Origin of the sequence: Pseudomonas sp. Irchel 3F3 (assembly GCF_900187545.1) — a bacterium.
Classification (GTDB): Bacteria; Pseudomonadota; Gammaproteobacteria; order Pseudomonadales; family Pseudomonadaceae; genus Aquipseudomonas; species Aquipseudomonas fortuita.
In genome coordinates this window covers 235,801-259,533 of sequence record NZ_FYDS01000006.1, presented here as the reverse complement: position 1 = coordinate 259,533, position 23,733 = coordinate 235,801, and the positions used below count along the sequence as shown (strand labels likewise).

Sequence of the window (23,733 nt, the reverse complement as noted above, 5' to 3'; positions counted from 1 at the left end):
TGTCCGGGACTATTCATGCAGCCGTATCAGCGCGACTTTATCCGTTTTGCCATCGATCGCGGGGTACTGCGTTTCGGTGAATTCACCCTGAAATCGGGGCGTACCAGCCCGTATTTCTTCAATGCCGGCCTGTTCAACACCGGTTCTGCATTGGCCGAGCTGGGGCGGTGCTATGCCGCAGCCATCGTCGACAGCAAGATCCCGTTCGATGTGCTGTTCGGCCCGGCCTACAAGGGCATCCCTTTGGCGGCGACCACCGCCGTGGCCCTTGCCGATCAGCATCAGCTCGATGTGCCATGGTGCTTCAACCGCAAGGAAGCCAAGGACCATGGCGAAGGCGGCAGCCTGGTTGGTGCGCCGCTGGCCGGTGATGTGCTGATCATCGACGACGTGATCACCGCCGGTACCGCCATCCGCGAGGTCATGCAGATCATCAACGCCCAGCAGGCCAAGGCCGCTGGTGTGCTGATCGCGCTGAACCGCGAAGAGCGTGGCAATGGCGAACTGTCGGCGATCCAGGAAGTGGAACGCGACTTCGGTATCCCGGTGGTCAGCATCGTTTCGCTGACCCAGGTGCTGGAGTTCCTGGCCGATGACCCGCAGCTCAAGCAGCATCTGCCGGCTGTCGAGGCTTACCGGGCGCAGTACGGGATCTGATCCTGGCCTGGAAATGAAAAAGGCGACCTTCACATGAAGGTCGCCTTTTTTGTGTCACCTGTTCCGGCCCTTTCGCGGGTGAACCCGCTCCCACAGGATCTCCACAGCCCTCAAAGGCGGTGCTATCCCCTGTGGGAGCGGGTTTACCCGCGAAGAGGCCGGTGCAGGCTAGCCAATCACTCAGCGCGGCTTTCGGTTGGTAATGAGGGTACCCACGCCGCTGTCGGTGAAGATTTCCAGCAGCACCGCGTTCGGTACGCGGCCGTCGATGATGTGCGAGCTGTTCACGCCACCCTGCACCGCATCCAGCGCGCACTTGATCTTCGGCAGCATGCCGCCGTAGATGGTGCCGTCGGCGATCAGTTCGTTGACCTGCTCGGTGGTCAGGCCGGTCAGTACCTGGCCCTGTTTGTCCATCAGGCCGGCGATGTTGGTCAGCAGCATCAGCTTCTCGGCCTTCAGCGCCTCGGCTACCTTGCCAGCCACCAGGTCGGCGTTGATGTTGTACGACTCACCGTTGGCGCCCACGCCGATCGGCGCGATCACCGGGATGAAGTCACCCTTCACCAGCATGTTCAGCAGGTCGGTGTTCACGCTTACCACTTCGCCCACGTGGCCGATGTCGATGATTTCCGGGGTGGTCATCTCGGGCGTCTGGCGGCTGACGGTCAGCTTGCGGGCGCGGATCAGTTCCGCGTCCTTGCCGGTCAGGCCGATGGCGCTGCCGCCGTGGCGGTTGATCAGGTTGACGATGTCCTTGTTGACCTGGCCACCCAGCACCATCTCCACCACGTCCATGGTCGCCGAGTCGGTGACGCGCATGCCGTCGATAAAGTGGCTTTCGATCGACAGGCGCTTGAGCAGGTCGCCGATCTGCGGGCCACCACCGTGGACCACCACCGGGTTGATGCCCACAGCCTTCATCAGCACGATGTCACGGGCGAAGCCTGTTTTCAGCTCCTCGCTTTCCATCGCGTTGCCGCCGTACTTGATCACCAGGGTCTTGCCGACAAAGCGGCGGATGTAAGGCAGTGCTTCGGACAAAACCTCGGCTACATGGGAAGCGGCATCGCGATCGAGGGTCATGCAGGGCTCCTGTAAGGAACAGATAGTCGGTCAGAACGGCAGTTGCAGCTCAGGCTCAACCCGCAGCAACTGGGTACGGAATACATCCTTGATACGTTGCAATTCGGCGTCGCTGTCGGCCTCGAAGCGCAGCACCAGCACCGGGGTGGTGTTGGAGGCGCGGACCAGGCCCCAGCCGTGGGTATAGTCAACCCGCACACCATCGATGGTGGTCAGGCTGGCTTCGCCCCAATCGGCGTCGCGTTGCAGTGCATCAATGATGCTGAATTTACCCTCGTCGGTCACATCAATATTGATTTCCGGCGTGGAAATATCGTTAGGGAAGGCGGCAAACAGGTTTTCGGCGCTCTGTCCGGCCTTGCTGAGGATCTCCAGCAGGCGCGCGGCGCTGTAGATGCCGTCGTCAAAACCGTACCAGCGTTCCTTGATGAAGATGTGACCGCTCATTTCGCCGGCCAGCAGCGAGCCGGTCTGTTTCATCTTCTTCTTGATCAACGAATGGCCGGTCTTCCACATCAGTGCGCGGCCGCCATGCTGTTCGATCAGCGGGGTCAGGCGACGGGTGCATTTGACGTCGAAGATGATTTCGGCGCCGGGGTTGCGCGCCAGCACGTCCTGGGCAAACAGCATCAGCAGGCGGTCCGGGTAGACGATGCTGCCGGTGTTGGTCACCACGCCGACGCGGTCGCCGTCACCGTCGAAGGCCAGGCCGATGTCGGCGCCGGTTTCCTTGACCTTGGCGATCAGGTCTTCGAGGTTTTCCGGCTTGCCCGGGTCCGGGTGGTGGTTGGGGAAGTTGCCGTCGACCTCGCAGAACAACGGGATCACTTCGCAGCCCAGGGCTTCGATCAGCTGCGGTGCGACCACGCCGGCGGCGCCGTTGCCACAGTCCACCACCACTTTGAGCTTCCTGGCCAGCTTCACGTCGCTGACGATTTGCTGGAAATAGCGGTCCAGGATCTCAACCTTTTCCACGCGGCCTTCGGCCAGGGTCAGGTCGTTGGTTTTCAGGCGGGTCAGCAGGGCCTGGATCTGTTCGTTGGCCAGGGTGTCGCCGGCGATGACGATCTTGAAACCGTTGTAGTCCGACGGGTTGTGGCTGCCGGTCAGCATCACGCCCGACTTGCCGGCCAGCACATTGGCCGCGTAGTACAGCGCCGGGGTGGGCACCAGGCCGATGTCGCTGACCTGGCACCCGGCATCGACCAGGCCTTTGATCAGCTGTTCGACCAGCATCGGGCCCGACAGGCGGCCATCGCGGCCTACCGAAACCTGCGGTTCGCCCTGGGCCAGGCTTTGCGCGCCGATGGCGCGGCCGATCCAGTAGGCGGTTTCGGCGTGAAGGGTTTTGCCGACCACGCCACGAATGTCATAGGCGCGGAAAATGCTGTCTGGTAGCGCGGCGGGGACCAGGTGGGCCATGTCGTTCATCTCTGGTAGCTCCAATAATCAAAGGTCTGGGCAGGCGCAAACTGACGCTTGGACGGTGCTTTCGCCAGAGAGTTCGCCATCCTTGGCCTGAACGGTCATCTGCCGGCTCAGTGGCTGCCGGAGTGACCAAAGCCACCAGCGCCACGCTGGCTTTCATCGAACGCTTCGACGATGTCGAAATGGGCCTGCACCACCGGCACCAACACCAGCTGGGCGATACGTTCGCCAACGGCGATGGTGAACGGCGTGTTGCCACGGTTCCAGCACGACACCATCAGCTCGCCCTGGTAGTCCGAGTCGATCAGGCCGACCAGGTTGCCCAGCACGATGCCGTGCTTATGGCCCAGGCCCGAGCGCGGCAGGATTACCGCGGCCAGCCCCGGGTCGCCAATGTAGATCGACAGGCCGGTAGGAATCAGCAGGGTCTGGCCTGGCTCGAGGACGGTGTCCTCCTTGAGCAGGGCGCGCAGGTCCAGGCCGGCGGAGCCGGGGGTGGCGTAGGTCGGCAGCGGGAATTCGCTGCCCAGGCGTGGGTCGAGAATCTTGGCTTGAAGAGCGTGCATGTAACTTATTGAACCTGGTTGAGCCGATCGGCGATGAAGGCGACCAGTTGCCGGGCGATCTTGCCTTTGCTGGTCTGCGCGAAGAGGGTCTGGTGCTGCTGGCGGTCGATCACGGTCAAGGCGTTTTCTTCGCTGTTGAAGCCGATGCTGGGGTTGGCCACATCATTGGCGACGATCAGGTCGAGGTTCTTGTCCTTGAGCTTGCGCGTGGCGTAATCGAGCAGGTGTTCGGTTTCGGCGGCGAAGCCGACGCTGAACGGGCGGTCGCTGCGGCCAGCAATGGTGGCAAGGATATCGGGATTGCGCACCATCTGCAGCAGCATGCCGTCGCCGGTCGTAGGATCTTTCTTCAGCTTTTGCGTGGCAACGACTTCCGGGCGGTAGTCCGCGACCGCGGCCGAGGCGATGAACAGGTCACACGGCATGGCCGCTTCACAGGCCGCGAGCATGTCCCGCGCGCTGACCACGTCGATGCGGCTGACCCGGTCGGGCGTTGGCAGGTGCACAGGGCCCGTGACGAGGGTGACCCGAGCCCCGGCTTCGGCGGCTGCTTCGGCCAGGGCGAAGCCCATCTTGCCGGAGCTATGATTGGTGATGTAGCGCACCGGGTCGATGTTTTCCTGGGTCGGGCCGGCGGTGATCAGCACGTGCTTGCCGGTCAGTGCCTGGCGCTTGAAGCTTTCTGCGGCGCACCAGGCCAGGTCGGTGGCTTCGAGCATGCGGCCCAGGCCCACGTCGCCACAGGCCTGGCTGCCGGACGCCGGGCCGAACACCTGGATGCCACGGCTCTTGAGCAGTTCGAGGTTGGCCTGGGTAGCCGGGTCGCGCCACATCGCCTGGTTCATGGCCGGGGCGACGGCGACGGTGGCGTCGGTGGCCAGCACCAAGGTGGTCAGCAGGTCGTCGGCCATGCCTTGGGCCATGCGCGCCATGAGGTCGGCCGTGGCCGGGGCGATCAGTACCAGGTCGGCCCACTTGGCCAGTTCGATATGGCCCATTGCCGCTTCGGCGGCAGGGTCGAGCAGGTCCATGTGCACCGGGTGGCCCGACAGCGCCTGCAGGGTCAGCGGGGTGATGAACTCGGCACCACCACGGGTCATGACGACGCGCACCTGCGCGCCGTGCTCCAGGAGACGGCGAATCAGCTCGGCGCTTTTGTAGGCGGCAATGCCGCCACCCACGCCGAGAACGATGCGCTTGCGATACAGCCGCTGCATAGGCTTGCCTTTTTCCAGTGAGAGCGGGCGGCGACGTTTGAGATTGCCTGCGGCAGTACGTCGCATGTACGAGGCGAAATAGATTAACACAGGGTCGAAATGGGCCGCAGCAAGGGCAGGGGGCGGGGATGAATATCAGGGAATGGCCGGCTGAAGAAAGGCCGCGGGAGAAGTTGCTGCAGCGTGGGGCTGGCAGCCTGACCGATACGGAGTTGCTGGCTGTATTTCTCGGTTCAGGTGTGCGCGGGCGTAATGTGGTGGAGCTGTCGCGAGGCCTGCTGGTGAAGTTCGGGAGCTTGCGCCGGTTGTTGGAGGCCGACCGCGAGGCCTTCGTCGGCGAGCTTGGGCTGGGCCCGGTGAGGTACAGCCAGTTGCAGGCGCTGCTGGAAATAGGGCGCAGACACCTGGCGACATCGATTGAGCGGGAATCTGCCATGGACAGCCCGGAAACGGTGCGGCGCTATTTGAAAGCGATGCTGCGACATGAGGCCAGTGAGGTGTTCGGGTGCCTGTTTCTGGATACCAAGCACAGGCCGCTGGCGTTTGAAATCCTGTTCAGGGGCACGATAGATCGGGCGAGTGTCTACCCGCGGGAGGTGGTGCGGCGGGCGTTGCTGCATAACGCGGCGGCTTTGATCCTGTGTCACAACCATCCTTCGGGGAACAGTGAGCCGAGCCAGGATGACGTGCATTTGACCCTGTCGTTGAAGCGGGGGCTGGGGCTGATCGATGTGCGGGTGCTGGATCACATCATCATCGGTGACGGGGAGCCCTTATCGATGGTTGAGCAGGGGTGGATTGTCGCTTAGAGGTGTGCATGTGCCGGCCTCTTCGCGGGACAAGCCCGCTCCCACAGATTCGCCGCCATATTGGAGGGCAGCGCAGACCTTGTGGGAGCGGGCTTGTCCCGCGAAGAGGCCGGTGCAGGCTTACTTGGTAACCGACACCTTGCTGAAATCCAGCCGCCCGAACGGGCTCACCTGGTACCCCTCAACCCCTTGGCGCAACAGCGTCGCCGCCGTCGGGTGCGCCAGTGGTACCCACAGCGCCTGCTGCTGAATCAAGGTCTGCGCCTGCTGATACAACCGGCTACGCACGCTCTGGTCGTTGGTGGTGCGCCCGGCGCTGATCAGCTGGTCCAGGCGGTTGTCGCAGAAGCGGGCAAAGTTGGTCCCCGACTCGACCGCAGCACAGGAAAACTGCGGGCTGAGGAAGTTGTCCGGGTCGCCGTTGTCACCCGCCCAGCCCATGAACAGCAGGTCATGCTCACCGGCTTTGGCGCGGCGGATCAGCTCGCCCCATTCGATCACGCGGATCTCTGCCTTGACCCCGATCTTGGCCAGGTCGGCCTGCAGCATCTGCGCGCCAAGGCTGGGGTTTGGGTTGAGCAGGCTGCCCGACGGGCGGGTCCAGATGGTGGTGCTGAAACCATCGCTCAGGCCGACCTTGGTCAGCAGGGCCTTGGCTTTCTTCACGTCCAGCGGGTAGCCAGGCAGGTCCTTGGCATAGCTCCAGGTGTTGGGCGGGTAGGGGCCATTGGCGGCCACTGCGGAGCCTTCGAACACGGCCTTGAGGTAGGCCTGTTTGTCGAAGGCCAGGTTGATGGCCTGGCGTACTTCCGGCTTGTCCAGCGGTGGGTGCTGGCTGTTGATGGCGACGAAGGCTGTCATGAACGCCGGGGTAGTGGCCACCTTGAGGCTGCCGTCCTTGCCGGCCTCGGCAATGTCCAGGGGCTTGGGTGACAAGGCCACCTGGCACTCGCCACGCTTGAGCTTTTGCAGGCGCACGTTGGCATCGGTGGTAATGGCGAAGATCAGCGGGTCGACCGCGGGCTTGCCGGCGAAGTAGTCAGGGTTGGCGCGGTAACGTACCACGGCGTCCTTCTGGAAACGCTGGAACACGAACGGCCCGGTGCCGATCGGCTGGTTGTTGAGCTTCTCGGGCGTGCCCGCCTTCAGCAGCTTGTCTGCATATTCGGCAGAGTAGATCGAGGCGAAGCCCATGCTCAGCGTGGCCAGGAACGTGGCGTCCGGGTGGCTGAGGGTAAAACGCACGGTGTTCGGCGCTGGCGCCTCGATAGCCTTGATCAGGCTGCCCAGCTGCAGCGACTGGGCATGTGGGTAGCCACCCGGTGCAGTCTTGTGCCAGGCATGGGCGGGGTAGAGCATGCGCTGGAAGCTGAACAGCACATCGTCGGCGTTCAGCGCGCGGCTTGGCTTGAAATAGGCAGTGGTGTGGAATTTCACGTCATCGCGCAGGGTAAAGTCATACACCAGGCCGTCGGCTGACACCGTCCAGCTGGTTGCCAGGCTCGGCACCACCTTGCCTTGCGCGGCGTCGAACTCCACCAGGCGGTTCATCAGCACGTCGGCCGTGGCGTTGGTGGTGGTCAGTGAGTTGTACTGCACCACGTCGAAGCCCTCAGGGCTGGCTTCGCTGCAAACGCTCAGCGGCGCGGCCTGGGCTGCACCGGCAGCGAACAGCGCGCCGGCGGCGAACAGGGAGTTGAACAATAAGGAAAGGGCGGCAGCACGCATGGTGGCTCCTTGGCTGTCAGTGGCCCATCTGCCAGTGCAGTCTGGAAAAGGCCTACCCTAGTGCGCCCGTCGGTAAATGACCACACCCTTTTTTACAAATGTGGCGACGAGTGGTCGACGGCCGACGGGGCCTGCCGCTATGCTGGCCCGGCGCGTTCTGGCGTGCGGCAATGTGTATCTACTGTTGTTGCAGCCAAGTCTTTCTGGTATAAAGCAGCGCTCTTTTCTAGGGGCTCGGCCTGTCGCATAAGCGGATCCGGTCGATAAGACCTCCAGAATCACGGCGCCCAGGCGCCAAAGACTGAGAGATTAAGCGGCCAACCCATGCCGGGTTGGGCATGTGGTTTTAGAGGGCTGAGTCATGTCGAGAGTCTGTCAAGTTACTGGTAAGGGTCCAGTAACCGGGAACAACATTTCCCACGCAAACAACAAAACCCGTCGTCGTTTCCTGCCGAACCTGCAGCACCACCGTTTCTGGGTTGAATCCGAGAAGCGTTTCGTGCGTCTGCGCGTTTCCGCCAAGGGCATGCGTATCATCGACAAGCGCGGCATCGACGCCGTTCTGGTTGACATCCGTAAAGCTGGCGCCAAGGTTTAAGGGAGAGCATCATGCGTGAATTGATCCGTCTGGTTTCGAGTGCCGGTACCGGCCACTTCTACACCACCGACAAGAACAAGCGCACCACCCCGGACAAAATCGAGATCAAGAAATATGATCCGGTTGTTCGCAAGCACGTGGTGTACAAGGAAGCCAAGATCAAGTAATTGATCGGCGACCTGAAAAAAACCCGCATCCGAGAGGACGCGGGTTTTTTTATGCCTGTCCGGTGCCTTACTTCTGCTCGAACATCACATAGATCTTGCGGCAAGGCTCGAGCACTTCCCAAGTGCCCTTGAACCCGGCAGGGATGACAAACCGATCACCGGCCCGCAGGGTCTTGGCCCCGCCGTCCTGGTCACGCAGCACCGAAACGCCCTGGACGATCTCGCAGTACTCGTGCTCGGTGTAGTTCACCGTCCACTGCCCCACCTCACCTTCCCAAACGCCTGCGGCAAACTGCCCGCAAGGGCTGGAGTAGTGGTTATAGACCGCTTGGTCTGGCTCGCCCTTGAGGATTTTTTCCGCCGCCGGGCGGTAGCGTTCGGCCTCGGTGATGATCTGCGCGAAGTCGATGATGCTGTCGATTCTCATGGTGCGGCTCCTGTTTTTGTTTAATAAAATGAACATCAGTAGGCGTTTGAGCCTTTCGTGTCAAATATATTGATAGTTTACACCGGCTGGTTTAGGGTATCGCTTGCCAGTGTGCGCTCGTCGCCCGGCCAGAATTCTGACAACGCCTGTGAGTCCTCAGTGCGGCGTTGCACCTAAACAAGAGGAGGAGTTTCGTATGACTACCCTGACCCGTGCGGACTGGGAACAGCGTGCCCAGCAACTGAAGATTGAAGGCCGCGCCTTCATCAACGGCGAATACACCGATGCCGCATCCGGTGAAACCTTCGAGTGCCTGAGCCCGGTCGACGGACGCTTCCTGGCCAAGGTTGCCAGCTGCGACCTGGCCGATGCCAACCGCGCTGTGGAAAACGCCCGCGCCACCTTCAACGCCGGCGTGTGGTCGCAACTGGCCCCGGCCAAGCGCAAGGCCAAGCTGATCCGCTTTGCCGACCTGCTGCGCAAGAACGTTGAAGAGCTGGCGCTGCTGGAAACCCTGGACATGGGCAAGCCGATCGGCGACTCCTCCAGCATCGACATCCCGGGTGCGGCCCAGGCCATTCACTGGACTGCCGAAGCCATCGACAAGGTCTACGACGAAGTTGCCCCGACCCCGCACGACCAGCTCGGCCTGGTGACCCGCGAACCCGTGGGTGTGGTGGGTGCAATCGTACCGTGGAACTTCCCGCTGCTGATGGCCTGCTGGAAACTCGGCCCGGCGTTGGCCACCGGTAACTCGGTGGTGCTCAAGCCGTCCGAAAAATCCCCGCTGACCGCCATCCGCATCGCTCAGCTGGCCATTGAAGCCGGTATCCCGGCTGGCGTGCTGAACGTGCTGCCAGGCTACGGCCACACCGTAGGCAAGGCCCTGGCCCTGCACATGGACGTTGATACCCTGGTGTTCACCGGCTCGACCAAGATCGCCAAGCAGCTGATGGTGTACGCGGGCGAATCGAACATGAAACGCATCTGGCTGGAAGCCGGCGGCAAGAGCCCGAACATCGTCTTTGCCGACGCGCCGGACCTGCAAGCTGCCGCCGAGGCCGCTGCCAGCGCCATCGCCTTCAACCAAGGCGAAGTGTGCACCGCAGGCTCGCGCCTGCTGGTCGAGCGTTCGATCAAGGACAAGTTCCTGCCAATGGTGGTCGAAGCCCTGAAAGGCTGGAAGCCAGGCAACCCGCTGGACCCACAGACCACGGTCGGTGCCCTGGTCGACACCCAGCAGATGAACACCGTGCTGTCGTACATCGAGGCTGGCCACAAGGACGGCGCCAAGCTGCTGGCCGGCGGCAAGCGCACCCTGGAAGAGACTGGCGGCACGTATGTCGAGCCGACCATCTTCGACGGCGTGACCAACGCCATGCGCATCGCCCAGGAAGAGATCTTCGGCCCAGTGCTGTCGGTGATTGCCTTCGACACTGCCGAAGAAGCCATCGCCATTGCCAACGACACGCCCTATGGCCTGGCGGCTGGCATCTGGACGTCGGACATTTCCAAGGCCCACAAGACCGCCCGTGCCGTGCGCGCTGGCAGCGTCTGGGTCAACCAGTACGACGGTGGCGACATGACCGCACCGTTCGGTGGCTTCAAGCAGTCGGGCAACGGCCGTGACAAGTCGCTGCATGCGCTGGAGAAATACACCGAGCTGAAGGCGACCTGGATCAAGCTGTAACTCCAGGGGGCCGCGTTGCGGCCCAATCGCCGGCAAGCCAGCTCCCACAGGTTCTTCGCAGCCCTCAAGGCCTCCGTTATACCTGTGGGAGCCCTGCTTGCCGGCGATGGGCTGCACAGCAGCCCCAACAATAGCCGGGTCGGCTCACGCTGACCCGGCTTCGTCGTTTTTGCTGTTCACGAATTCTGCCTGGGAGGCTGCAATGCGTTGGGGTACCTACTTCGCCGTACTGGCATCGGTGCTGAGTGTCGGGCTGGCGCTCGGCGTGAGCATGCCGCTGGTGTCCCTGCGCCTGGAGGCTTGGGGCTACGGCAGCTTTGCCATCGGCGTGATGGCGGCGATGCCGGCGCTGGGTGTGCTGGCCGGTGCCAGCCTGGCCAGCCGCCTGGCCGGCTGGGTTGGCGTACCTTCTGCGATGCGCCTGTGCCTGTGGGGTGGGGCGCTATCGATCGGCCTGCTGGCCCTGTTGCCTAGCTACCCGCTGTGGCTGCTGCTGCGGCTGATGATCGGCATGTCCCTGACCGTGGTGTTCATCCTGGGCGAAAGCTGGATCAACCAGCTGGTGGTCGAGCAATGGCGTGGTCGCCTGGTGGCGCTGTACGGTAGCAGCTACGCGTTGAGCCAGCTGGCCGGGCCACTGGTACTGGGCTTTCTCGGCTCTGATGACGATTTCGGTTTCTGGGCTGCGACGGGCCTGCTGCTGGTCGCGCCGCTGATCCTGCTGGGGCGAGGCGGTGCACCGAGCACGGAAGCGTGCAACGTGACCTTCGGCGACCTGTTTCGTTTTTGCCGTCGTTTGCCGGTGATCGCCTGGGCCATTGCCCTGTTCGCTTCGTTCGAGGCGATGATCCTGACTTTGCTGCCGGTGTATTGCCTGCAGCAGGGCTTTACCACCGAGATTGCCCTGTTCATGGTCAGTACCGTGGTGGTGGGTGATGCGGTGTTGCAACTGCCCATCGGGGCGTTGGCCGACCATATGTCGCGCCGCACCCTGTTCACCGGCTGCGCGGTGACCCTGCTGGTGTCCAGCCTGGCGATTCCACTCATGCTGCATACCCCGGTGATCTGGCCGTTGTGGGTATTGTTCGGGGCCAGCGCAGGGGGCTTGTTCACCTTGTCGCTGGTACTGATTGGCGAGCGCTACCGGGATGACGCGCTGGTGCGGGCCAACGCCCATGTTGCGCAGCTGTGGGGTATTGGTTGCCTGCTCGGGCCACTGTTGGCGGGGGCGGGGAGCCAGTGGGTCAGCGGGCACGCGCTGCTGTGGCTGATGGCGGCGGGGGCTGCGGGGCTGGTTGTGTTGACCCAGCGGCGTGGGGCGTTTGAACCGGTTTCTGCCTGATGGATTTTGGGGCCGCTTTGCGGCCCTTTCGCGACGCAAGGCCGCTCCCACATTGATCGGTGTACACCGTACCGTTGTGGGAGCGGCCTTGTGTCGCGATGGGCTGCGAAGCAGCCCCAACGATAGCGGCTACAACATCTTCTCCAAGCCAACCGCCTTGCTGATCCACGCGTTGAACCGCCGCCACATCCCACCCGGTTCAGACGTCAGCACGTGCCGCTTGCCATTGTCCTCGGTCGCCCACACCAGCTTGCCCCCCACCAGCTTCACCTGGTAACTCAACGCAGGCGCCATACCCTGTTGGGCCAGCTCGCGGGTGTACTCCGCCAGCTCCGGGCTGTCCACCAGCACTCCAACCTCGGTGTTCCACAGCACTGAACGCGGGTCAAAGTTGAACGAGCCGATGAAGGTCTTGCGCCGGTCGAATACGATCGCCTTGGTGTGCAGGCTCGAATCCGAACTGCCACGAAAACTCAACCGCCCCGCGCTTGGGTCGCCTGGCTGCCGGCGAAGCTCAAAAAGCTGCACCCCGTGCTCCAGCAAGGCCCGGCGATAGGGCGCGTAGCCGCCATGCACGGCCGGCACGTCGGTGGCTTCCAGCGAGTTGGTCAGCAGCTTCACCGAAACGCCAGCGTCGGCGCGGCCGGTCAGGTACAGCAGGCCCGGTTCGCCCGGCACAAAGTAGGCCGATGCCAGGATCAGTTCGCGGTGCACGTTGGCCAGGTCCGGTGCCAGTTGCTGGCTCAACAGCAGCTGTGGGTCCGGTTCGTTGTCGGCCAGCACCTTGTTGGGTGCATCCCACAGCACTTGGGCGTGGGCCCAGATCAGCTCGTTGCGCCACACGTCCAGGCGAGGCTGCGACTGGTAGGCCATCAGGCGGTCGTACAGGGCTTTGCGTTGGGTCCTGGCTTCGGCCAGCGACACTTCCAGGCGATGGCGGCTGGCACGCAGGTCGTTGGCATTCGGGTCGCGCCAGAGGAAGTCGGCGATCGGCCGGCTGAGGGCGCTGTTCCAGTACTGGTCGAAACTGTGCCCCAGCTGCTCGGCCACCGGGCCAATACCCAGCAGGTCGATGTCGGTGAAGTTGAGGTTGGGCTCGGCATCGAAATACTCGTCGCCCAGGTTACGCCCGCCGACAATCGCCATGCTGTTGTCCACCAGGAACAGCTTGTTGTGCATGCGCCGGTGCTGGCGCGACAGGTTGAACAGCCGGCCCATGGCGCGGGTCACGCCAGTGCTGCGGCCCAGGTGCAGCGGGTTGAACACGCGGATCTGGATGTTGGGGTGGGCATCGAGGGTGCCCATGATGGTGTCCAGGCCGTCGCTGGTGGTGTCGTCCAGCAGGATGCGCACACGCACGCCACGGTCGGCTGCACGCAGCAATTCATGCACCAGGGCGCGGGTGCTGAGGCCGTCGTGGACGATGTAGTACTGCAGGTCGATGCTCGCCTGGGCGTTACGGATCAGTTCGGCACGGGCGCGGAACGCTTCATTGCTGTTGGGCAGCAGGCGAAAGCCCGAGCGGCCGCCGTAAGGCGCGGCCTGGCGCAGCACCGAGCGGCCAAAGGCGGAGTCATGGGCGGGCAGCGCCTGGCTGGTTTCGCGGGGCGCGCTGACGCTGGTGCAGCCGGCAAGGCCGAGCAGCAGCACCAGCAGCAGGGGCAAGGCGTGCTGGAGTCTCAAGGGTGGACCGTCCTGTGCAGCAAGGGCTTTGGGGTTGGACCGTGGCGGGCGGCGCAAAGTTACGCGTCGGCGCTTTCTTCATCCAGTAGACGAAGGGCGGTTTCACCTACCTTGCGCACAGCGGCCTCGATCTGAGGCGTCGGCCGCGCGGCGAAGTTCATGCGCAGGCAGTGGCGAAACTTGCCCGAGGCCGAGAAGATGCTGCCCACGGCAACTTGCACACCTTGCTCCAGTAAAGCCCGGTTCAAGCGCAGCGTATCGAAATGTTCGGGTAATTCTACCCACAGCATGAAGCCACCTTGGGGGCGGCTGACCCGGGTGCCTGTTGGAAAGTAGCGGGTTACCCATTCGCTCATCAGGTCGCGGCCACGCTGGTACTGGCTACGCATGCGCCGCACGTGGGGCTGGTAGTGGCCGCCGGCGATGAAGTCGGCGATGGCCAGCTGCGGCTGGCTGGCGCTGCTGCCGGTGCTGATGTACTTCATGTGCAGCACCCGCTCCAGGTAGCGCCCGGGCGCCACCCAGCCTACCCGCAGGCCGGGGGCGAGGGTCTTGGAAAATGAGCTGCAGAACAGCACGCGTCCATCGTCGTCGAACGACTTGATAGTCCGCGGACGCGGGTAGGTGTAGGCCAGGTCGCCGTACACATCGTCCTCCAGAATCGCCACGTCGTAGCGCTGCGCCAAGCTAAGGAGGGCCTTCTTTCGGGCCTCGGGCATGATGTAGCCGAGCGGGTTGTTGCAGTTGGGGGTGATCTGGATGAGCTTGATCGGCCACTGCTCCAGGGCCAGTTCGAGCGCCTCCAGGCTGATGCCGGTCAGCGGGTCGGTGGGAATTTCCAGCGCCTTCATGCCTAGGCCCTTGAGGGTTTGCATGGCGCCGTGGAAGCTGGGCGAGTCGACTGCGACGATGTCGCCTGGCTCGCAGACCGCGCGAATGCTGCACGACAGCGCCTCGTGGCAGCCGGTGGTCACGACCAGGTCGGCCGGGCTCAGGCGGCAGCCGGAGTCCAGCATCAACCGCGCAACCTGCTCACGCAGGGCCAGGTTACCGTGGATGTTGTCGTAATACAGGCCGGGCATGTCCTGCCGCCGACTTAACTGAGCCAGGCTGCGCAGCAGGGGCTTCAGGGTAGGGGTGTTGATGTCGGGCATGCCACGGCCGAGCTGGACCACATCCTGGCGCGGCGTGCTGCGGATGAGCTCCAGCACCTGCTCCCATTGCGAAATATCCACCGGGCGCTGGGCCGGGCGGCTGACGGCGGGCAGCGCTGGCAGCTGGCGGTGGTCGCTGACGAAGTAGCCGGATTTGGGCCGGGGCGAGACCATGCCGCTGTCTTCCAGCATGCGATAGGCCTGTTGCACGGTGCTCAGGCTGACCCCGTGTTCCACGCTCAGGGCGCGCACAGAGGGCAGGCGCTGGCCAGGGCGATACAGGCCTTGCTCGATACGGGCGCCGAGCAGTTCGGCCAGGTTCAGGTAGAGGGTCACGGCATACTCCTGCGCTGCATTGGCATAGCGACCGGTACAGTTGGGCTGAAAATACAGCATTCAGTCGGCCAACGGCCAATTCTGTATGGGAATAATAAGGCTGTATTGGCTCTGTATTGTCGATGGTGCCGACGCGCATCCTTTCTCCACGGTATCAACTGAACGAGAGGGTGCGGTGATGGGCGGCATGAGCGATGTGCGCTTGCAACTGATGGCCAGTGAACTGGAAGCCGGGCAGCAGGCCAAGGTATTCAACGCGCCGCAAGGGCTTGGGCGTTGGGGGCTGATGCTGCATCGCTGGCATACCCGCAGGGCGCTGTTGCAGCTGACGGATGACGAGTTGCGCGATGTCGGGCTGAGCTGGGAGCAGGCCCGTACAGAGGGACGTAAACCCTTCTGGAAAGACTAACAACGAGACGCTGCGCGGCCGCTCCTACACCGACCGCGTCAGTTTTCAGATCAACTCTTTAAGCCTATGCCACAGCATGCCCAGCGCCAGCAGTGGCGAGCGCAGGTGCTTGCCGCCGGGGAAGGTGATATGCGGCACGTTGGCGAACAGGTCGAAACGCCCGCTTGCCTGGCCACTGATTGCCTCGCCCAGCAGGCGCGCGGCCAGGTGGGTGGCGTTGAGCCCATGGCCTGAATAGGCCTGGGCGTAATACACGTTCGGCTGGCTGGCCAAGCGGCCAACCTGCGGCAGGCGGTTGGCGCCGATGCCGATCATGCCGCCCCACTGATAGTCGATGCGCACGTCGGCCAGCTGCGGGAACACCTTGAGCATCTTCGGCCGCATGTAGGCGGCGATATCTTTCGGGTCGCGGCCTGAATAGTGGCAGGCACCGCCAAACAGCAGGCGGTGGTCGGCAGACAGCCGGTAGTAATCCAGCGCCACGCGCTGGTCACACACCGCCATGTTCTGCGGCAGTAAAGCGCGGGCGCGTTCTTCGCCTAGCGGTTCGGTGGCGATGATGAAGCTGCCGGCCGGCAGCACCTTGCCGCCCAGCTCGCGGTTGAGGCCGTTGAGGTAGGCGTTGCAGCACAGCACCAAGGTCTTGGCGCGTACCCGGCCCTGGGCGGTATGCACTTGCACCTCGGGGCCATAGTCGACGCGGGTAACCTCGGACTGCTCGAACAGCTTCACGCCCAAGCGGCTGGCCACGGCCGCTTCACCCAAGGCCAGGTTGAGCGGGTGCAGGTGGCCGGAGCCCATGTCGACCAGGCCGCCCACATAGCAGTCGGCGCCGACCACGCTGTGGATATCGTCCTTGCCGACCAGCCGCAGCTCATGCGCATAGCCCAGGCTGCGCAGTTCTTCGGCGTCTTCGGCAAAGCCCAGCAGCTCGGCCGGCTTGTTGGCCAGGTCGCAGTAGCCCCAGGTCAGGTCGCAGGCGATGGCATGTTTCTCTACCCGCTCGCGCACGATCTGCACGGCCTCCAGGCCCATCAGCCTCATGCTGCGCACGCCTTCCTCGCCAATCACCGGCAGAAACTGTTCCAGGCCGTGGCCGACGCCGCGGATCAACTGCCCGCCATTCCGCCCGCTGGCGCCCCAGCCAAGTTTGCGCGCTTCCAGCAGGATGACCGAAAAGCCGCGTTCGGCCAGCTCGATGGCGGTGTTCAGCCCCGAGTAGCCGCCGCCGACGATGCAGACATCGGCGCTGTGCTCGCCTTGCAGGAAGGAGTAGTCAGGGTGTGGCGCGCTGCTGGCGGCGTAATAGGAGGCGGCGTGCTGCGCGCTGTGGATCATGGGCTTGGTCCTGAGGCTGGTGGGCTAGGGGAGGAGGATAAGTCGGGGTGGGGTAGTGGGCAACAAGGCGAGGGCTGCGCCCTCGTTCGCGGGCAAGCCCGCGAATGGGCTTATAATCCAACTTATCAATCAGCTTTGTACTTGCCCATGTCCTGCAACCGTCACAAGATCCACTTCCTGCGCGAACTCATCCCCTCGTTCGAGTGCGAGCCCGGCTGCCACGATTGCTGCGGCCCGGTCACCACGTCGACGGACGAAATGGCCCGCCTGCCGCGCAAGTCCCAGGCCGAGCAGGAAGCCGCTCTCGAGCGCCTGGACTGCGTGCACCTGGGCCCCAACGGTTGCACGGTGTATGAAGAGCGCCCCATGATCTGCCGCCTGTTTGGCACCACACCACGCATGGCCTGCCCGCGTGGCCGTGGCCCTGAGCCGATGATCGAGCCCGCAGCCGAGCAACTCGTGCACCAGTTCATCGCCACCACCCGGCAGGTGCTGGTCTAGTCTCAGTCCGGGATCGGCAGGCAGAGGCTTTCTTTCACCTCTTCCATCACGATGTAGCTCTTCGATTCGCGCACATGCGGCAGCTTCAGCAGAATGTCGCCAAGCAGCTTGCGGTACGACGCCATTTCCGAAATGCGCGCCTTCACCAGGTAGTCGAAGTCACCTGACACCAGGTGGCATTCCAGCACGTGGGGCAGCTTCAACACCGCGCGGCGGAACTCTTCGAAGGTGTCGCCCGACTTGTAGTCCAGGCTGATTTCCACGAACACCAGCAGGCTGCCCTTGAGGTGCTGCGGGTTCAGGCGGGCGTTGTAGCCCATGATGATGCCCTCGCGCTCCAGACGGCGAACCCGCTCGGTGCAAGGGGTGGTGGACAGCCCAACTTTCTCGCCCAGTTCGGTGAAGGAAATACGCCCGTCATTCTGCAAGATCCGCAGGATGTTACGGTCGATCTTGTCCAGTTCACGCTTGCTCTGGTGCTGGGTTCTCATAGGGGATGCCCCTCCGTGAAAGGCGATTTTGCCGAGAATTCTCGCCAATAATAGGCTTTTATATAGTGAATTGCACTGGTCTCAAATTCCTATACTGCGCCCATTCATGCCATATCAATAAAAGTCTGCGGCGTGCCGCGTGTGAGGGATATAACGATGCGAGTTCTGGTACTTGGTAGCGGTGTAATCGGAACCGCCAGTGCCTATTACCTGGCCCGGCAAGGTTTTGAAGTGACGGTGGTCGACCGCCAGCCGGCGGTGGCCATGGAAACCAGTTTTGCCAACGCAGGCCAGATCTCGCCCGGCTATGCCTCGCCCTGGGCCGCCCCAGGCGTGCCGCTGAAGGCCATCAAGTGGCTGCTCGAGCGCCACGCCCCCTTGGCCATCAAGCTCACCGGCGACGTCGACCAGTACCTGTGGATGGCGCAGATGCTGCGCAACTGCACCGCCAGCCGTTACGCGGTAAACAAGGAGCGCATGGTGCGCCTGTCCGAGTACAGCCGCGACTGCCTTGACGAACTGCGCGCCGAAACCGGCATTGCCTACGAAAGCCGCTCCCTGGGTACCACCCAGCTGTTCCGCACCCAGGCCCAGGTGGATGCCGCGGCCAAGGACATTGCCGTGCTCGAGCAGTCTGGCGTGCCTTACGAACTGCTGGACCGCGACGGTATTGCCCGCGTCGAACCGGCCCTGGCTGGCGTGAAGGACATTCTGGCCGGTGCCCTGCGCCTGCCTAACGACCAGACCGGTGACTGCCAGATGTTCACCACCAAGCTCGCCGACATGGCCATCAAGCTGGGTGTGGAGTTCCGTTTTGGCCAGGACATCCAACGCCTGGACTTCGCCGGCGATCGCATCAATGGCGTGTGGATCGACGGCAAGCTGGAAACCGCCGACCGCTACGTGCTGGCGCTGGGCAGCTACTCGCCGCAGATGCTCAAGCCGCTGGGTATCAAGGCCCCGGTCTACCCGCTGAAGGGTTACTCGCTGACCGTGCCGATCACCAACGGCGACATGGCCCCGACCTCGACCATTCTGGACGAGACCTACAAGGTCGCGATCACCCGTTTCGACAACCGTATCCGTGTTGGCGGCATGGCTGAAATCGCCGGTTTTGACCTGTCGCTGAACCCGCGTCGGCGTGAAACGCTGGAGATGATCGTCAACGACCTTTATCCTCGCGGCGGTGACCTGAGCCAGGCCAGCTTCTGGACCGGGCTGCGTCCGGCGACCCCGGACGGCACACCGATCGTTGGTGCCACGGCGTTCCGCAACCTGTTCCTGAACACCGGTCACGGTACCCTGGGCTGGACCATGGCGTGCGGTTCTGGTCGCCTGCTGGCCGACCTGATTGCGCGCAAGAAACCGCAGATCAGTGCCGAAGGCCTGGACATTTCCCGTTATGGCAACAGTCGGGAAGCGACCAAGCACGGGCAGGGCGCGCCGATTCACCAGCAGTAATCGCCTGCACCGGCCCATTCGCGGCTAAAGCCGCTCCCACAGGGATCGCATGGCCTTGGCCATTGTGCGGTCCCTTGTGGGAGCGGCTTTAGCCGCGAAGAACCCAACACCGTTTTCAACCTGTGAACCACCATAAGGCAGCCGCCATGCGTCCCGCCCGCGCCCTGATCGACCTCCAGGCCCTGCGCCACAACTACCGTCTGGCCCGTGAACTGACCGGTGCCAAAGCCCTCGCCGTAATCAAGGCCGACGCCTATGGCCATGGTGCCGTACGCTGCGCCCTGGCCCTGGAGGCCGAAGCCGACGGCTTTGCCGTTGCCTGCATCGAAGAGGCGCTGGAGTTGCGCGCCGCCGGTATCAAGGCCCCGGTGCTGTTGCTGGAAGGCTTCTTCGAAGCCAGCGAGCTGGCGCTGATTGCCGAGCACGACCTGTGGTGTGTGGTGCATTCGCTTTGGCAACTTGAAGCCATCGAGAAAACCCAGCTGCACAAGCCGCTCACCGTCTGGCTGAAGCTGGACAGCGGCATGCACCGCGTCGGCCTGCACCCCAAGGATTACCATGAGGCCTACCAACGCCTGCTGGCCAGCGGCAAGGTTGCGCGCATCGTGCTCATGAGCCACTTCGCCCGCGCCGACGAGCTGGATGCCGACGCGACCGCCCAGCAGATTGCCGTGTTCGAGGCCGCCCGCCAGGGCCTGGCCGCCGAGTGCAGCCTGCGCAACTCGCCTGGTGTGCTGGGCTGGCCGCAAGCGCCTGGCGACTGGGTACGCCCGGGCCTGATGCTGTACGGCGCCACGCCGTTCGAAGTGCCCCAGGCCCAAGCCTCACGGCTGCAACCGGTAATGACCCTGCAATCGCGGGTGATCAGTGTGCGCGAGCTGCCTGCCGGTGAGCCCGTGGGCTACGGCGCCAAGTTTGTCAGCCCACGGCCAACCCGTGTAGGCGTGGTCGCCATGGGCTATGCCGATGGCTACCCGCGCCAGGCGCCCAATGGCACCCCGGTACTGGTCGCTGGCCAGCGCACCCAGCTGATCGGCAGGGTGTCGATGGACATGCTCAGCGTCGACCTCACCGACGTGCCGCAAGCCACTGTCGGCAGCCCGGTCGAACTGTGGGGCAAGCAGATACTGGCCAGCGAAGTGGCCGCCCATGCGGGTACTATCCCTTACCAGATTTTCTGCAACCTGAAGCGTGTACCGCGGGACTACATCGGCGAATGACACGCTGAAGCGGACAGGTTGAGGGGTGGTGTGTTGTAAATACTGAACGGCATTGCCATGATATCGTTCACATCCATCCCCCTTTCCACCGTTTCAGGAGGCTCCAGCTTTGGACGTCGGCGAACGACTGCAAGCCATCCGCAAGCTCAAGGGCCTGTCCCAGCGCGAACTCGCCAAGCGTGCCGGTGTGACCAACAGCACCATCTCGATGATCGAGAAGAACAGCGTGAGCCCCTCCATCAGCTCGCTGCGCAAGGTGCTGAGCGGCATTCCCATGTCCATGGTCGAGTTCTTTTCGGTCGAGCTGGAACCTGAAAGCCCCACTCAGATCGTCTACAAGGCCCACGAGCTGATCGACATCTCGGACGGTGCGGTGACCATGAAGCTGGTCGGCAAGTCGCACCCTAACCGTGCCATCGCGTTTCTCACCGAGGTATACCCGCCAGGTGCCGACACCGGTGCCGAAATGCTCACCCACGACGGCGAAGAAACCGGCATCCTGCTCGAAGGCCGGCTGGAGCTGGTGGTCGGCAACGAGATCTTCATTCTCGAAGAAGGCGACAGCTACTACTTCGAAAGCACGCGCCCGCACCGCTTTCGCAATCCGTTCAACCAGCCCGCACGCCTGATCAGTGCAGCGACGCCATCAAACTTTTGATCCAGCGCAGTGCATTGATTCGGCAATACCCCTTTCCAGTGTAGGGTCGTTTCACGGCCTCTGGGTTCCCGCTATACTTTTCAACGCTCGCCGTTCCGTGGCCGCGAGCGTGATTAGCCACCATGAGGGTGTTCGCGTGAACCAAATCAAGAAGATGCTGGCCGTACCAGCAGCCGTATTCGCCCTCTGGGCAATGAGCGCAACCGCTGCAACCAATGACGACATTGCCAAACGCCTCGAGCCGGTTGGCCAGGTGTGCGTCCAGGGCCAGGAATGCAAAGGCATGGAAGTGGCCGCTGCAGCGGGGGGCGGGGGAGCCAAGACGCCAGATGACATCATCGCCAAGCACTGCAATGCCTGCCATGGCAGCGGCCTGCTCGGTGCACCGAAGATTGGCGATACCGCCGCGTGGAAAGAACGCGCCGACCACCAGGGCGGGCTGGATGGCATCCTGGCCAAGGCCATTACCGGCATCAACGCCATGCCGCCCAAGGGCACCTGCGCGGACTGCTCGGATGACGACCTGAAAGGGGCGATCAAGAAAATGTCCGGTCTGTAAGACACAGCTGAATTGCATGAGGCCCGCCTTTGATGGCGGGCTTTGTTTTTTGTGCTGGCTGCCCTGGCCCTTTCGCGGGGCAAGCCCGCTCCCACAAGAACACCACTGCCTTCAGGTGCTGTGAGGTGCCAGTGGGAGCGGGCTTGTCCCGCGAAGAGGCCGGTACAGGCAACCAACCCGCCAGTGCCATGTCCAACCCCTGAACCCATGGATGTCTCAGGAGGCCCTGATGCACCTCTGCTCCATCGACCAGGCTGTCGAGCAGGTCTTGTCCCGGCTGCCAGCCCATATTCACATGGGCCTGCCTTTGGGCCTGGGGAAGCCTAATGCTTTCGTCAACGCCCTCTACGCCCGCGTGCGCGAGCTGCCCGAGCGGCAGCTGACTATCTACACCGCGCTCTCCCTGGGCCGCCCGCCATTGGGCGATGGCCTGCAGCGGCGGTTTCTCGAACCCTTCGTCGAGCGCGTCTTCGCCGACTACCAAGAGCTCGACTACCTCGCTGACCTGCGCAACGACAGCCTGCCGGCGAACATCCGCGTCGAGCAGTTCTTCATGCAGCCCGGTAGCCTGCTGCACAGCGAGGCTGCCCAGCAGGACTACATCAGCAGCAACTACAGCCACGCCGCACGCGATATCAACGCCAAGGGCCTGAACCTGGTCGCGCAACTGGTGGCCGCCACACCTGAAAGGCCTGTTCACCTGAGCCTGGCCTGCAACCCCGACATCACCCTCGACCTGCTGCCGATGATCGCCAAGCGCCGCGCGGCCGGCGAAACCATCCTCATGCTGGGCCAGGTGCATGCCGAGCTGCCTTACATGCCGGGCGATGCGGAACTGCCCATTGATGCGTTCGACCTGCTGCTCGATGAAGCCGAGCAACGTCGCCTGTTCTCCACCCCGAACATGCCGGTCGGCACCCAGGACCACTGCATCGGCTTGCACGCCAGCACGCTGGTACGCGATGGCGGCACCCTGCAGATCGGCATCGGTGCCATGGGCGATGCAGTCGCCGCCGCGTTGCTGGCGCGTCAGGGTGACAACGCCGGCTACCGCACCTTGCTCGACGAGCTGGATACGGGCCCGTGGCATGCGCTGATCGAGCGCGAAGGGGGGCTGGGGACGTTTGCCCAAGGCCTGTACGGCTGCAGCGAGATGTTCGCCAATGGCCTGTTGGTGCTTGCCGAAGCAGGCCTGCTGCGGCGCCCGGCCGATGAGCAGGGGCCCGTGGTGCATGGTGGCTTTTTCCTCGGCCCTCAGGCGTTCTACCAGCGGTTGAGGGAGATGCCACTCGAAGCGCGTGCGCGGTTTGCCATGACCCGCATCAGCTTTATCAACGAGTTGTACGGGCAGGAAGAACTCAAGCGGCGCCAGCGCCGCGATGCGCGCTTCATCAACACTGCGTTCGCCATGACCTTGCTCGGCGCCGGGGTGGCCGATCAGCTGGAGGACGGCCGCGTGCTCAGCGGCGTTGGCGGGCAGTACAACTTCGTCGCCCAGGGCCACGCGCTGGAAGGCGGGCGTTCGATTCTGCTTTTGCGCAGCTGGCGCGAGGCAGGCGGGGAGGTGACCTCAAACCTGCTCTGGACCTACGGCCACTGCACCATCCCCCGGCACCTGCGCGATATCGTGGTGACCGAATACGGCATTGCCGACTTGCGTGGGCAGACCGACAGCGAGGTGATTGCGCGGTTGCTGGCGGTGAGCGATTCGCGGTTCCAGCAGGGGCTCATCGAGCAGGCAAAAGAGGCCGGCAAGCTACCCAAGGGTTTTGAGCTGGACGCTCGTTTTACCGACAATACGCCGCAGCGGTTGGAAGCGATCAGGGCGCGGCATGCGCGGCTGTTCCCGGAGTATCCGATGGGGACGGACTTTACAGCTGAGGAGCGGGACCTGTTGCGGGCACTGAACTGGTTGAGGAGCAAGTTCAAGCTGAGCGAGGTGCTGGAGCTGGGCAAGGCAGCGTTGGATGCGCCGGGGCCGGAGGGGTATCAAGGGCACCTGGAGCGGATGGGGCTGGACGCTCCGCAGGGATTGAAGGAAGAGCTGTACCAGCGGCTTTTGCTGGCAGGGTTGGCGGCGACCTGAAAATTGCCGGGGCTGCTTTGCAGCCCATCGCCGGCAAGCCAGCCCCCACAGGAGTTTCACAAAGGCCGTGCCTTGTGCAGTACCTGTGGGAGCCGGCTTGCCGGCGATGGGGCCGGTACAGG

Annotated in this window: 22 protein-coding genes and 1 pseudogene; 13 read left to right on the top strand and 10 right to left on the bottom strand. The window is 63.4% G+C overall.

The window, feature by feature from the left end; genetic code table 11:
• The first annotated feature begins 15 nt into the window (after window positions 1-15).
• Window positions 16-657 carry an orotate phosphoribosyltransferase gene (gene pyrE, locus CKW35_RS14880; protein WP_003253405.1) on the top strand — a complete coding sequence of 214 codons (642 nt, stop codon included), beginning with the start codon at window positions 16-18 and terminating at the stop codon, window positions 655-657.
• Between the two features lie 180 nt (window positions 658-837).
• On the opposite strand, the gene argB is transcribed toward pyrE, so the two are convergent.
• The 4 genes and pseudogenes from argB to coaBC all read right to left on the bottom strand — a co-directional run bounded on the left by argB (window position 838) and on the right by coaBC (window position 4,954).
• Entirely contained in the window at window positions 838-1,743 is a 906-nt protein-coding gene (gene argB, locus CKW35_RS14875; RefSeq protein WP_004575216.1) for an acetylglutamate kinase, read from the bottom strand.
• A 30-nt stretch (window positions 1,744-1,773) separates the two neighbouring features.
• A pseudogene (locus CKW35_RS14870) lies at window positions 1,774-3,141 on the bottom strand (phosphomannomutase/phosphoglucomutase); the annotation flags it as partial.
• Between the two features lie 140 nt (window positions 3,142-3,281).
• Window positions 3,282-3,737, bottom strand: a complete 456-nt coding sequence (dut, locus tag CKW35_RS14865; RefSeq protein WP_016712700.1) for a dUTP diphosphatase — start codon at window positions 3,735-3,737, stop codon at window positions 3,282-3,284.
• A gap of 5 nt (window positions 3,738-3,742) precedes the next feature.
• The gene (gene coaBC / locus CKW35_RS14860) at window positions 3,743-4,954 is read right to left on the bottom strand and encodes a bifunctional phosphopantothenoylcysteine decarboxylase/phosphopantothenate--cysteine ligase CoaBC (protein ID WP_016489816.1); all 1,212 of its coding nucleotides are present in this window, start codon (window positions 4,952-4,954) and stop codon (window positions 3,743-3,745) included.
• 128 nt (window positions 4,955-5,082) lie between these two features.
• Here coaBC and radC point away from each other — a divergent pair, with 128 nt between their 5' ends.
• Window positions 5,083-5,763 carry a DNA repair protein RadC gene (gene radC / locus CKW35_RS14855; RefSeq protein WP_023048208.1) on the top strand — a complete coding sequence of 227 codons (681 nt, stop codon included), beginning with the start codon at window positions 5,083-5,085 and terminating at the stop codon, window positions 5,761-5,763.
• 120 nt (window positions 5,764-5,883) lie between these two features.
• Here radC and CKW35_RS14850 read toward each other — a convergent pair whose 3' ends face one another.
• Complete coding sequence (locus CKW35_RS14850) at window positions 5,884-7,491, bottom strand: ABC transporter substrate-binding protein (RefSeq protein WP_016489814.1); 1,608 nt, start codon at window positions 7,489-7,491, stop codon at window positions 5,884-5,886.
• A 361-nt stretch (window positions 7,492-7,852) separates the two neighbouring features.
• On the opposite strand from CKW35_RS14850, the gene rpmB reads away from it, so the two are divergent.
• Together rpmB and rpmG are read left to right on the top strand one after the other, a co-directional pair.
• Window positions 7,853-8,089 (top strand): 50S ribosomal protein L28, encoded by a 237-nt coding sequence (gene rpmB / locus CKW35_RS14845; protein ID WP_003253504.1) that lies wholly within the window; start codon window positions 7,853-7,855, stop codon window positions 8,087-8,089.
• 11 nt (window positions 8,090-8,100) lie between these two features.
• Entirely contained in the window at window positions 8,101-8,256 is a 156-nt protein-coding gene (rpmG, locus tag CKW35_RS14840; protein WP_003253507.1) for a 50S ribosomal protein L33, read from the top strand.
• A 67-nt stretch (window positions 8,257-8,323) separates the two neighbouring features.
• On the opposite strand, the gene CKW35_RS14835 is transcribed toward rpmG, so the two are convergent.
• The gene (locus tag CKW35_RS14835; RefSeq protein WP_016489813.1) at window positions 8,324-8,683 is read right to left on the bottom strand and encodes a cupin domain-containing protein; all 360 of its coding nucleotides are present in this window, start codon (window positions 8,681-8,683) and stop codon (window positions 8,324-8,326) included.
• 196 nt (window positions 8,684-8,879) lie between these two features.
• Here CKW35_RS14835 and CKW35_RS14830 point away from each other — a divergent pair, with 196 nt between their 5' ends.
• Together CKW35_RS14830 and CKW35_RS14825 are read left to right on the top strand one after the other, a co-directional pair.
• Window positions 8,880-10,373: an aldehyde dehydrogenase gene (locus tag CKW35_RS14830; RefSeq protein WP_016489812.1), complete on the top strand. Its 1,494-nt coding sequence runs from the start codon at window positions 8,880-8,882 to the stop codon at window positions 10,371-10,373.
• A gap of 202 nt (window positions 10,374-10,575) precedes the next feature.
• Window positions 10,576-11,715 (top strand): MFS transporter, encoded by a 1,140-nt coding sequence (locus CKW35_RS14825; protein ID WP_016489811.1) that lies wholly within the window; start codon window positions 10,576-10,578, stop codon window positions 11,713-11,715.
• A 129-nt stretch (window positions 11,716-11,844) separates the two neighbouring features.
• Here the strand turns inward: CKW35_RS14825 and CKW35_RS14820 are convergent, their stop codons facing one another.
• A complete protein-coding gene (locus tag CKW35_RS14820) occupies window positions 11,845-13,398 on the bottom strand; it encodes a phospholipase D family protein (RefSeq protein WP_016489810.1) in 1,554 nt (517 codons plus the stop codon).
• Between the two features lie 59 nt (window positions 13,399-13,457).
• Entirely contained in the window at window positions 13,458-14,888 is a 1,431-nt protein-coding gene (locus CKW35_RS14815) for a PLP-dependent aminotransferase family protein (protein WP_161775551.1), read from the bottom strand.
• A 178-nt stretch (window positions 14,889-15,066) separates the two neighbouring features.
• Here CKW35_RS14815 and CKW35_RS14810 point away from each other — a divergent pair, with 178 nt between their 5' ends.
• Window positions 15,067-15,297 (top strand): DUF1127 domain-containing protein, encoded by a 231-nt coding sequence (locus CKW35_RS14810; RefSeq protein WP_016489808.1) that lies wholly within the window; start codon window positions 15,067-15,069, stop codon window positions 15,295-15,297.
• A 45-nt stretch (window positions 15,298-15,342) separates the two neighbouring features.
• Here the strand turns inward: CKW35_RS14810 and CKW35_RS14805 are convergent, their stop codons facing one another.
• Window positions 15,343-16,635 carry an FAD-binding oxidoreductase gene (locus CKW35_RS14805; RefSeq protein ID WP_095116234.1) on the bottom strand — a complete coding sequence of 431 codons (1,293 nt, stop codon included), beginning with the start codon at window positions 16,633-16,635 and terminating at the stop codon, window positions 15,343-15,345.
• 147 nt (window positions 16,636-16,782) lie between these two features.
• Between CKW35_RS14805 and CKW35_RS14800 the strand changes: the two genes are divergently transcribed.
• On the top strand, window positions 16,783-17,136 hold the full coding sequence (locus tag CKW35_RS14800; RefSeq protein ID WP_095116232.1) for a YkgJ family cysteine cluster protein: 354 nt from the start codon (window positions 16,783-16,785) through the stop codon (window positions 17,134-17,136).
• A gap of 2 nt (window positions 17,137-17,138) precedes the next feature.
• Here the strand turns inward: CKW35_RS14800 and dadR are convergent, their stop codons facing one another.
• Window positions 17,139-17,627, bottom strand: a complete 489-nt coding sequence (dadR, locus tag CKW35_RS14795) for a transcriptional regulator DadR (RefSeq protein WP_003258963.1) — start codon at window positions 17,625-17,627, stop codon at window positions 17,139-17,141.
• A gap of 156 nt (window positions 17,628-17,783) precedes the next feature.
• Here dadR and dadA point away from each other — a divergent pair, with 156 nt between their 5' ends.
• The 5 genes from dadA to CKW35_RS14770 all read left to right on the top strand — a co-directional run bounded on the left by dadA (window position 17,784) and on the right by CKW35_RS14770 (window position 23,611).
• A complete protein-coding gene (gene dadA / locus CKW35_RS14790) occupies window positions 17,784-19,088 on the top strand; it encodes a D-amino acid dehydrogenase (RefSeq protein WP_016489805.1) in 1,305 nt (434 codons plus the stop codon).
• A gap of 146 nt (window positions 19,089-19,234) precedes the next feature.
• Window positions 19,235-20,308 (top strand): alanine racemase, encoded by a 1,074-nt coding sequence (gene alr, locus CKW35_RS14785; protein ID WP_016489804.1) that lies wholly within the window; start codon window positions 19,235-19,237, stop codon window positions 20,306-20,308.
• Between the two features lie 109 nt (window positions 20,309-20,417).
• Complete coding sequence (locus tag CKW35_RS14780) at window positions 20,418-20,966, top strand: cupin domain-containing protein (protein ID WP_016489803.1); 549 nt, start codon at window positions 20,418-20,420, stop codon at window positions 20,964-20,966.
• Between the two features lie 154 nt (window positions 20,967-21,120).
• On the top strand, window positions 21,121-21,525 hold the full coding sequence (locus tag CKW35_RS14775) for a cytochrome c5 family protein (RefSeq protein WP_033731233.1): 405 nt from the start codon (window positions 21,121-21,123) through the stop codon (window positions 21,523-21,525).
• A gap of 229 nt (window positions 21,526-21,754) precedes the next feature.
• Window positions 21,755-23,611 (top strand): acetyl-CoA hydrolase/transferase C-terminal domain-containing protein, encoded by a 1,857-nt coding sequence (locus CKW35_RS14770; protein WP_095116230.1) that lies wholly within the window; start codon window positions 21,755-21,757, stop codon window positions 23,609-23,611.
• Window positions 23,612-23,733 lie beyond the last annotated feature (122 nt).

Excerpts from the sequence above, each read along its gene's own strand:
- pyrE (WP_003253405.1), top strand. The coding sequence starts at position 16 with ATGCAGCCGTATCAGCGCGACTTTATCCGTTTTGCCATCGATCGCGGG.
- argB (WP_004575216.1), bottom strand. The coding sequence starts at position 1,743 with ATGACCCTCGATCGCGATGCCGCTTCCCATGTAGCCGAGGTTTTGTCC.
- dut (WP_016712700.1), bottom strand. The coding sequence starts at position 3,737 with ATGCACGCTCTTCAAGCCAAGATTCTCGACCCACGCCTGGGCAGCGAA.
- coaBC (WP_016489816.1), bottom strand. The coding sequence starts at position 4,954 with ATGCAGCGGCTGTATCGCAAGCGCATCGTTCTCGGCGTGGGTGGCGGC.
- radC (WP_023048208.1), top strand. The coding sequence starts at position 5,083 with ATGAATATCAGGGAATGGCCGGCTGAAGAAAGGCCGCGGGAGAAGTTG.
- CKW35_RS14850 (WP_016489814.1), bottom strand. The coding sequence starts at position 7,491 with ATGCGTGCTGCCGCCCTTTCCTTATTGTTCAACTCCCTGTTCGCCGCC.
- rpmB (WP_003253504.1), top strand. The coding sequence starts at position 7,853 with ATGTCGAGAGTCTGTCAAGTTACTGGTAAGGGTCCAGTAACCGGGAAC.
- rpmG (WP_003253507.1), top strand. The coding sequence starts at position 8,101 with ATGCGTGAATTGATCCGTCTGGTTTCGAGTGCCGGTACCGGCCACTTC.
- CKW35_RS14835 (WP_016489813.1), bottom strand. The coding sequence starts at position 8,683 with ATGAGAATCGACAGCATCATCGACTTCGCGCAGATCATCACCGAGGCC.
- CKW35_RS14830 (WP_016489812.1), top strand. The coding sequence starts at position 8,880 with ATGACTACCCTGACCCGTGCGGACTGGGAACAGCGTGCCCAGCAACTG.
- CKW35_RS14825 (WP_016489811.1), top strand. The coding sequence starts at position 10,576 with ATGCGTTGGGGTACCTACTTCGCCGTACTGGCATCGGTGCTGAGTGTC.
- CKW35_RS14810 (WP_016489808.1), top strand. The coding sequence starts at position 15,067 with ATGGGCGGCATGAGCGATGTGCGCTTGCAACTGATGGCCAGTGAACTG.
- CKW35_RS14805 (WP_095116234.1), bottom strand. The coding sequence starts at position 16,635 with ATGATCCACAGCGCGCAGCACGCCGCCTCCTATTACGCCGCCAGCAGC.
- CKW35_RS14800 (WP_095116232.1), top strand. The coding sequence starts at position 16,783 with ATGTCCTGCAACCGTCACAAGATCCACTTCCTGCGCGAACTCATCCCC.
- dadR (WP_003258963.1), bottom strand. The coding sequence starts at position 17,627 with ATGAGAACCCAGCACCAGAGCAAGCGTGAACTGGACAAGATCGACCGT.
- dadA (WP_016489805.1), top strand. The coding sequence starts at position 17,784 with ATGCGAGTTCTGGTACTTGGTAGCGGTGTAATCGGAACCGCCAGTGCC.
- alr (WP_016489804.1), top strand. The coding sequence starts at position 19,235 with ATGCGTCCCGCCCGCGCCCTGATCGACCTCCAGGCCCTGCGCCACAAC.
- CKW35_RS14775 (WP_033731233.1), top strand. The coding sequence starts at position 21,121 with ATGCTGGCCGTACCAGCAGCCGTATTCGCCCTCTGGGCAATGAGCGCA.
- CKW35_RS14770 (WP_095116230.1), top strand. The coding sequence starts at position 21,755 with ATGCACCTCTGCTCCATCGACCAGGCTGTCGAGCAGGTCTTGTCCCGG.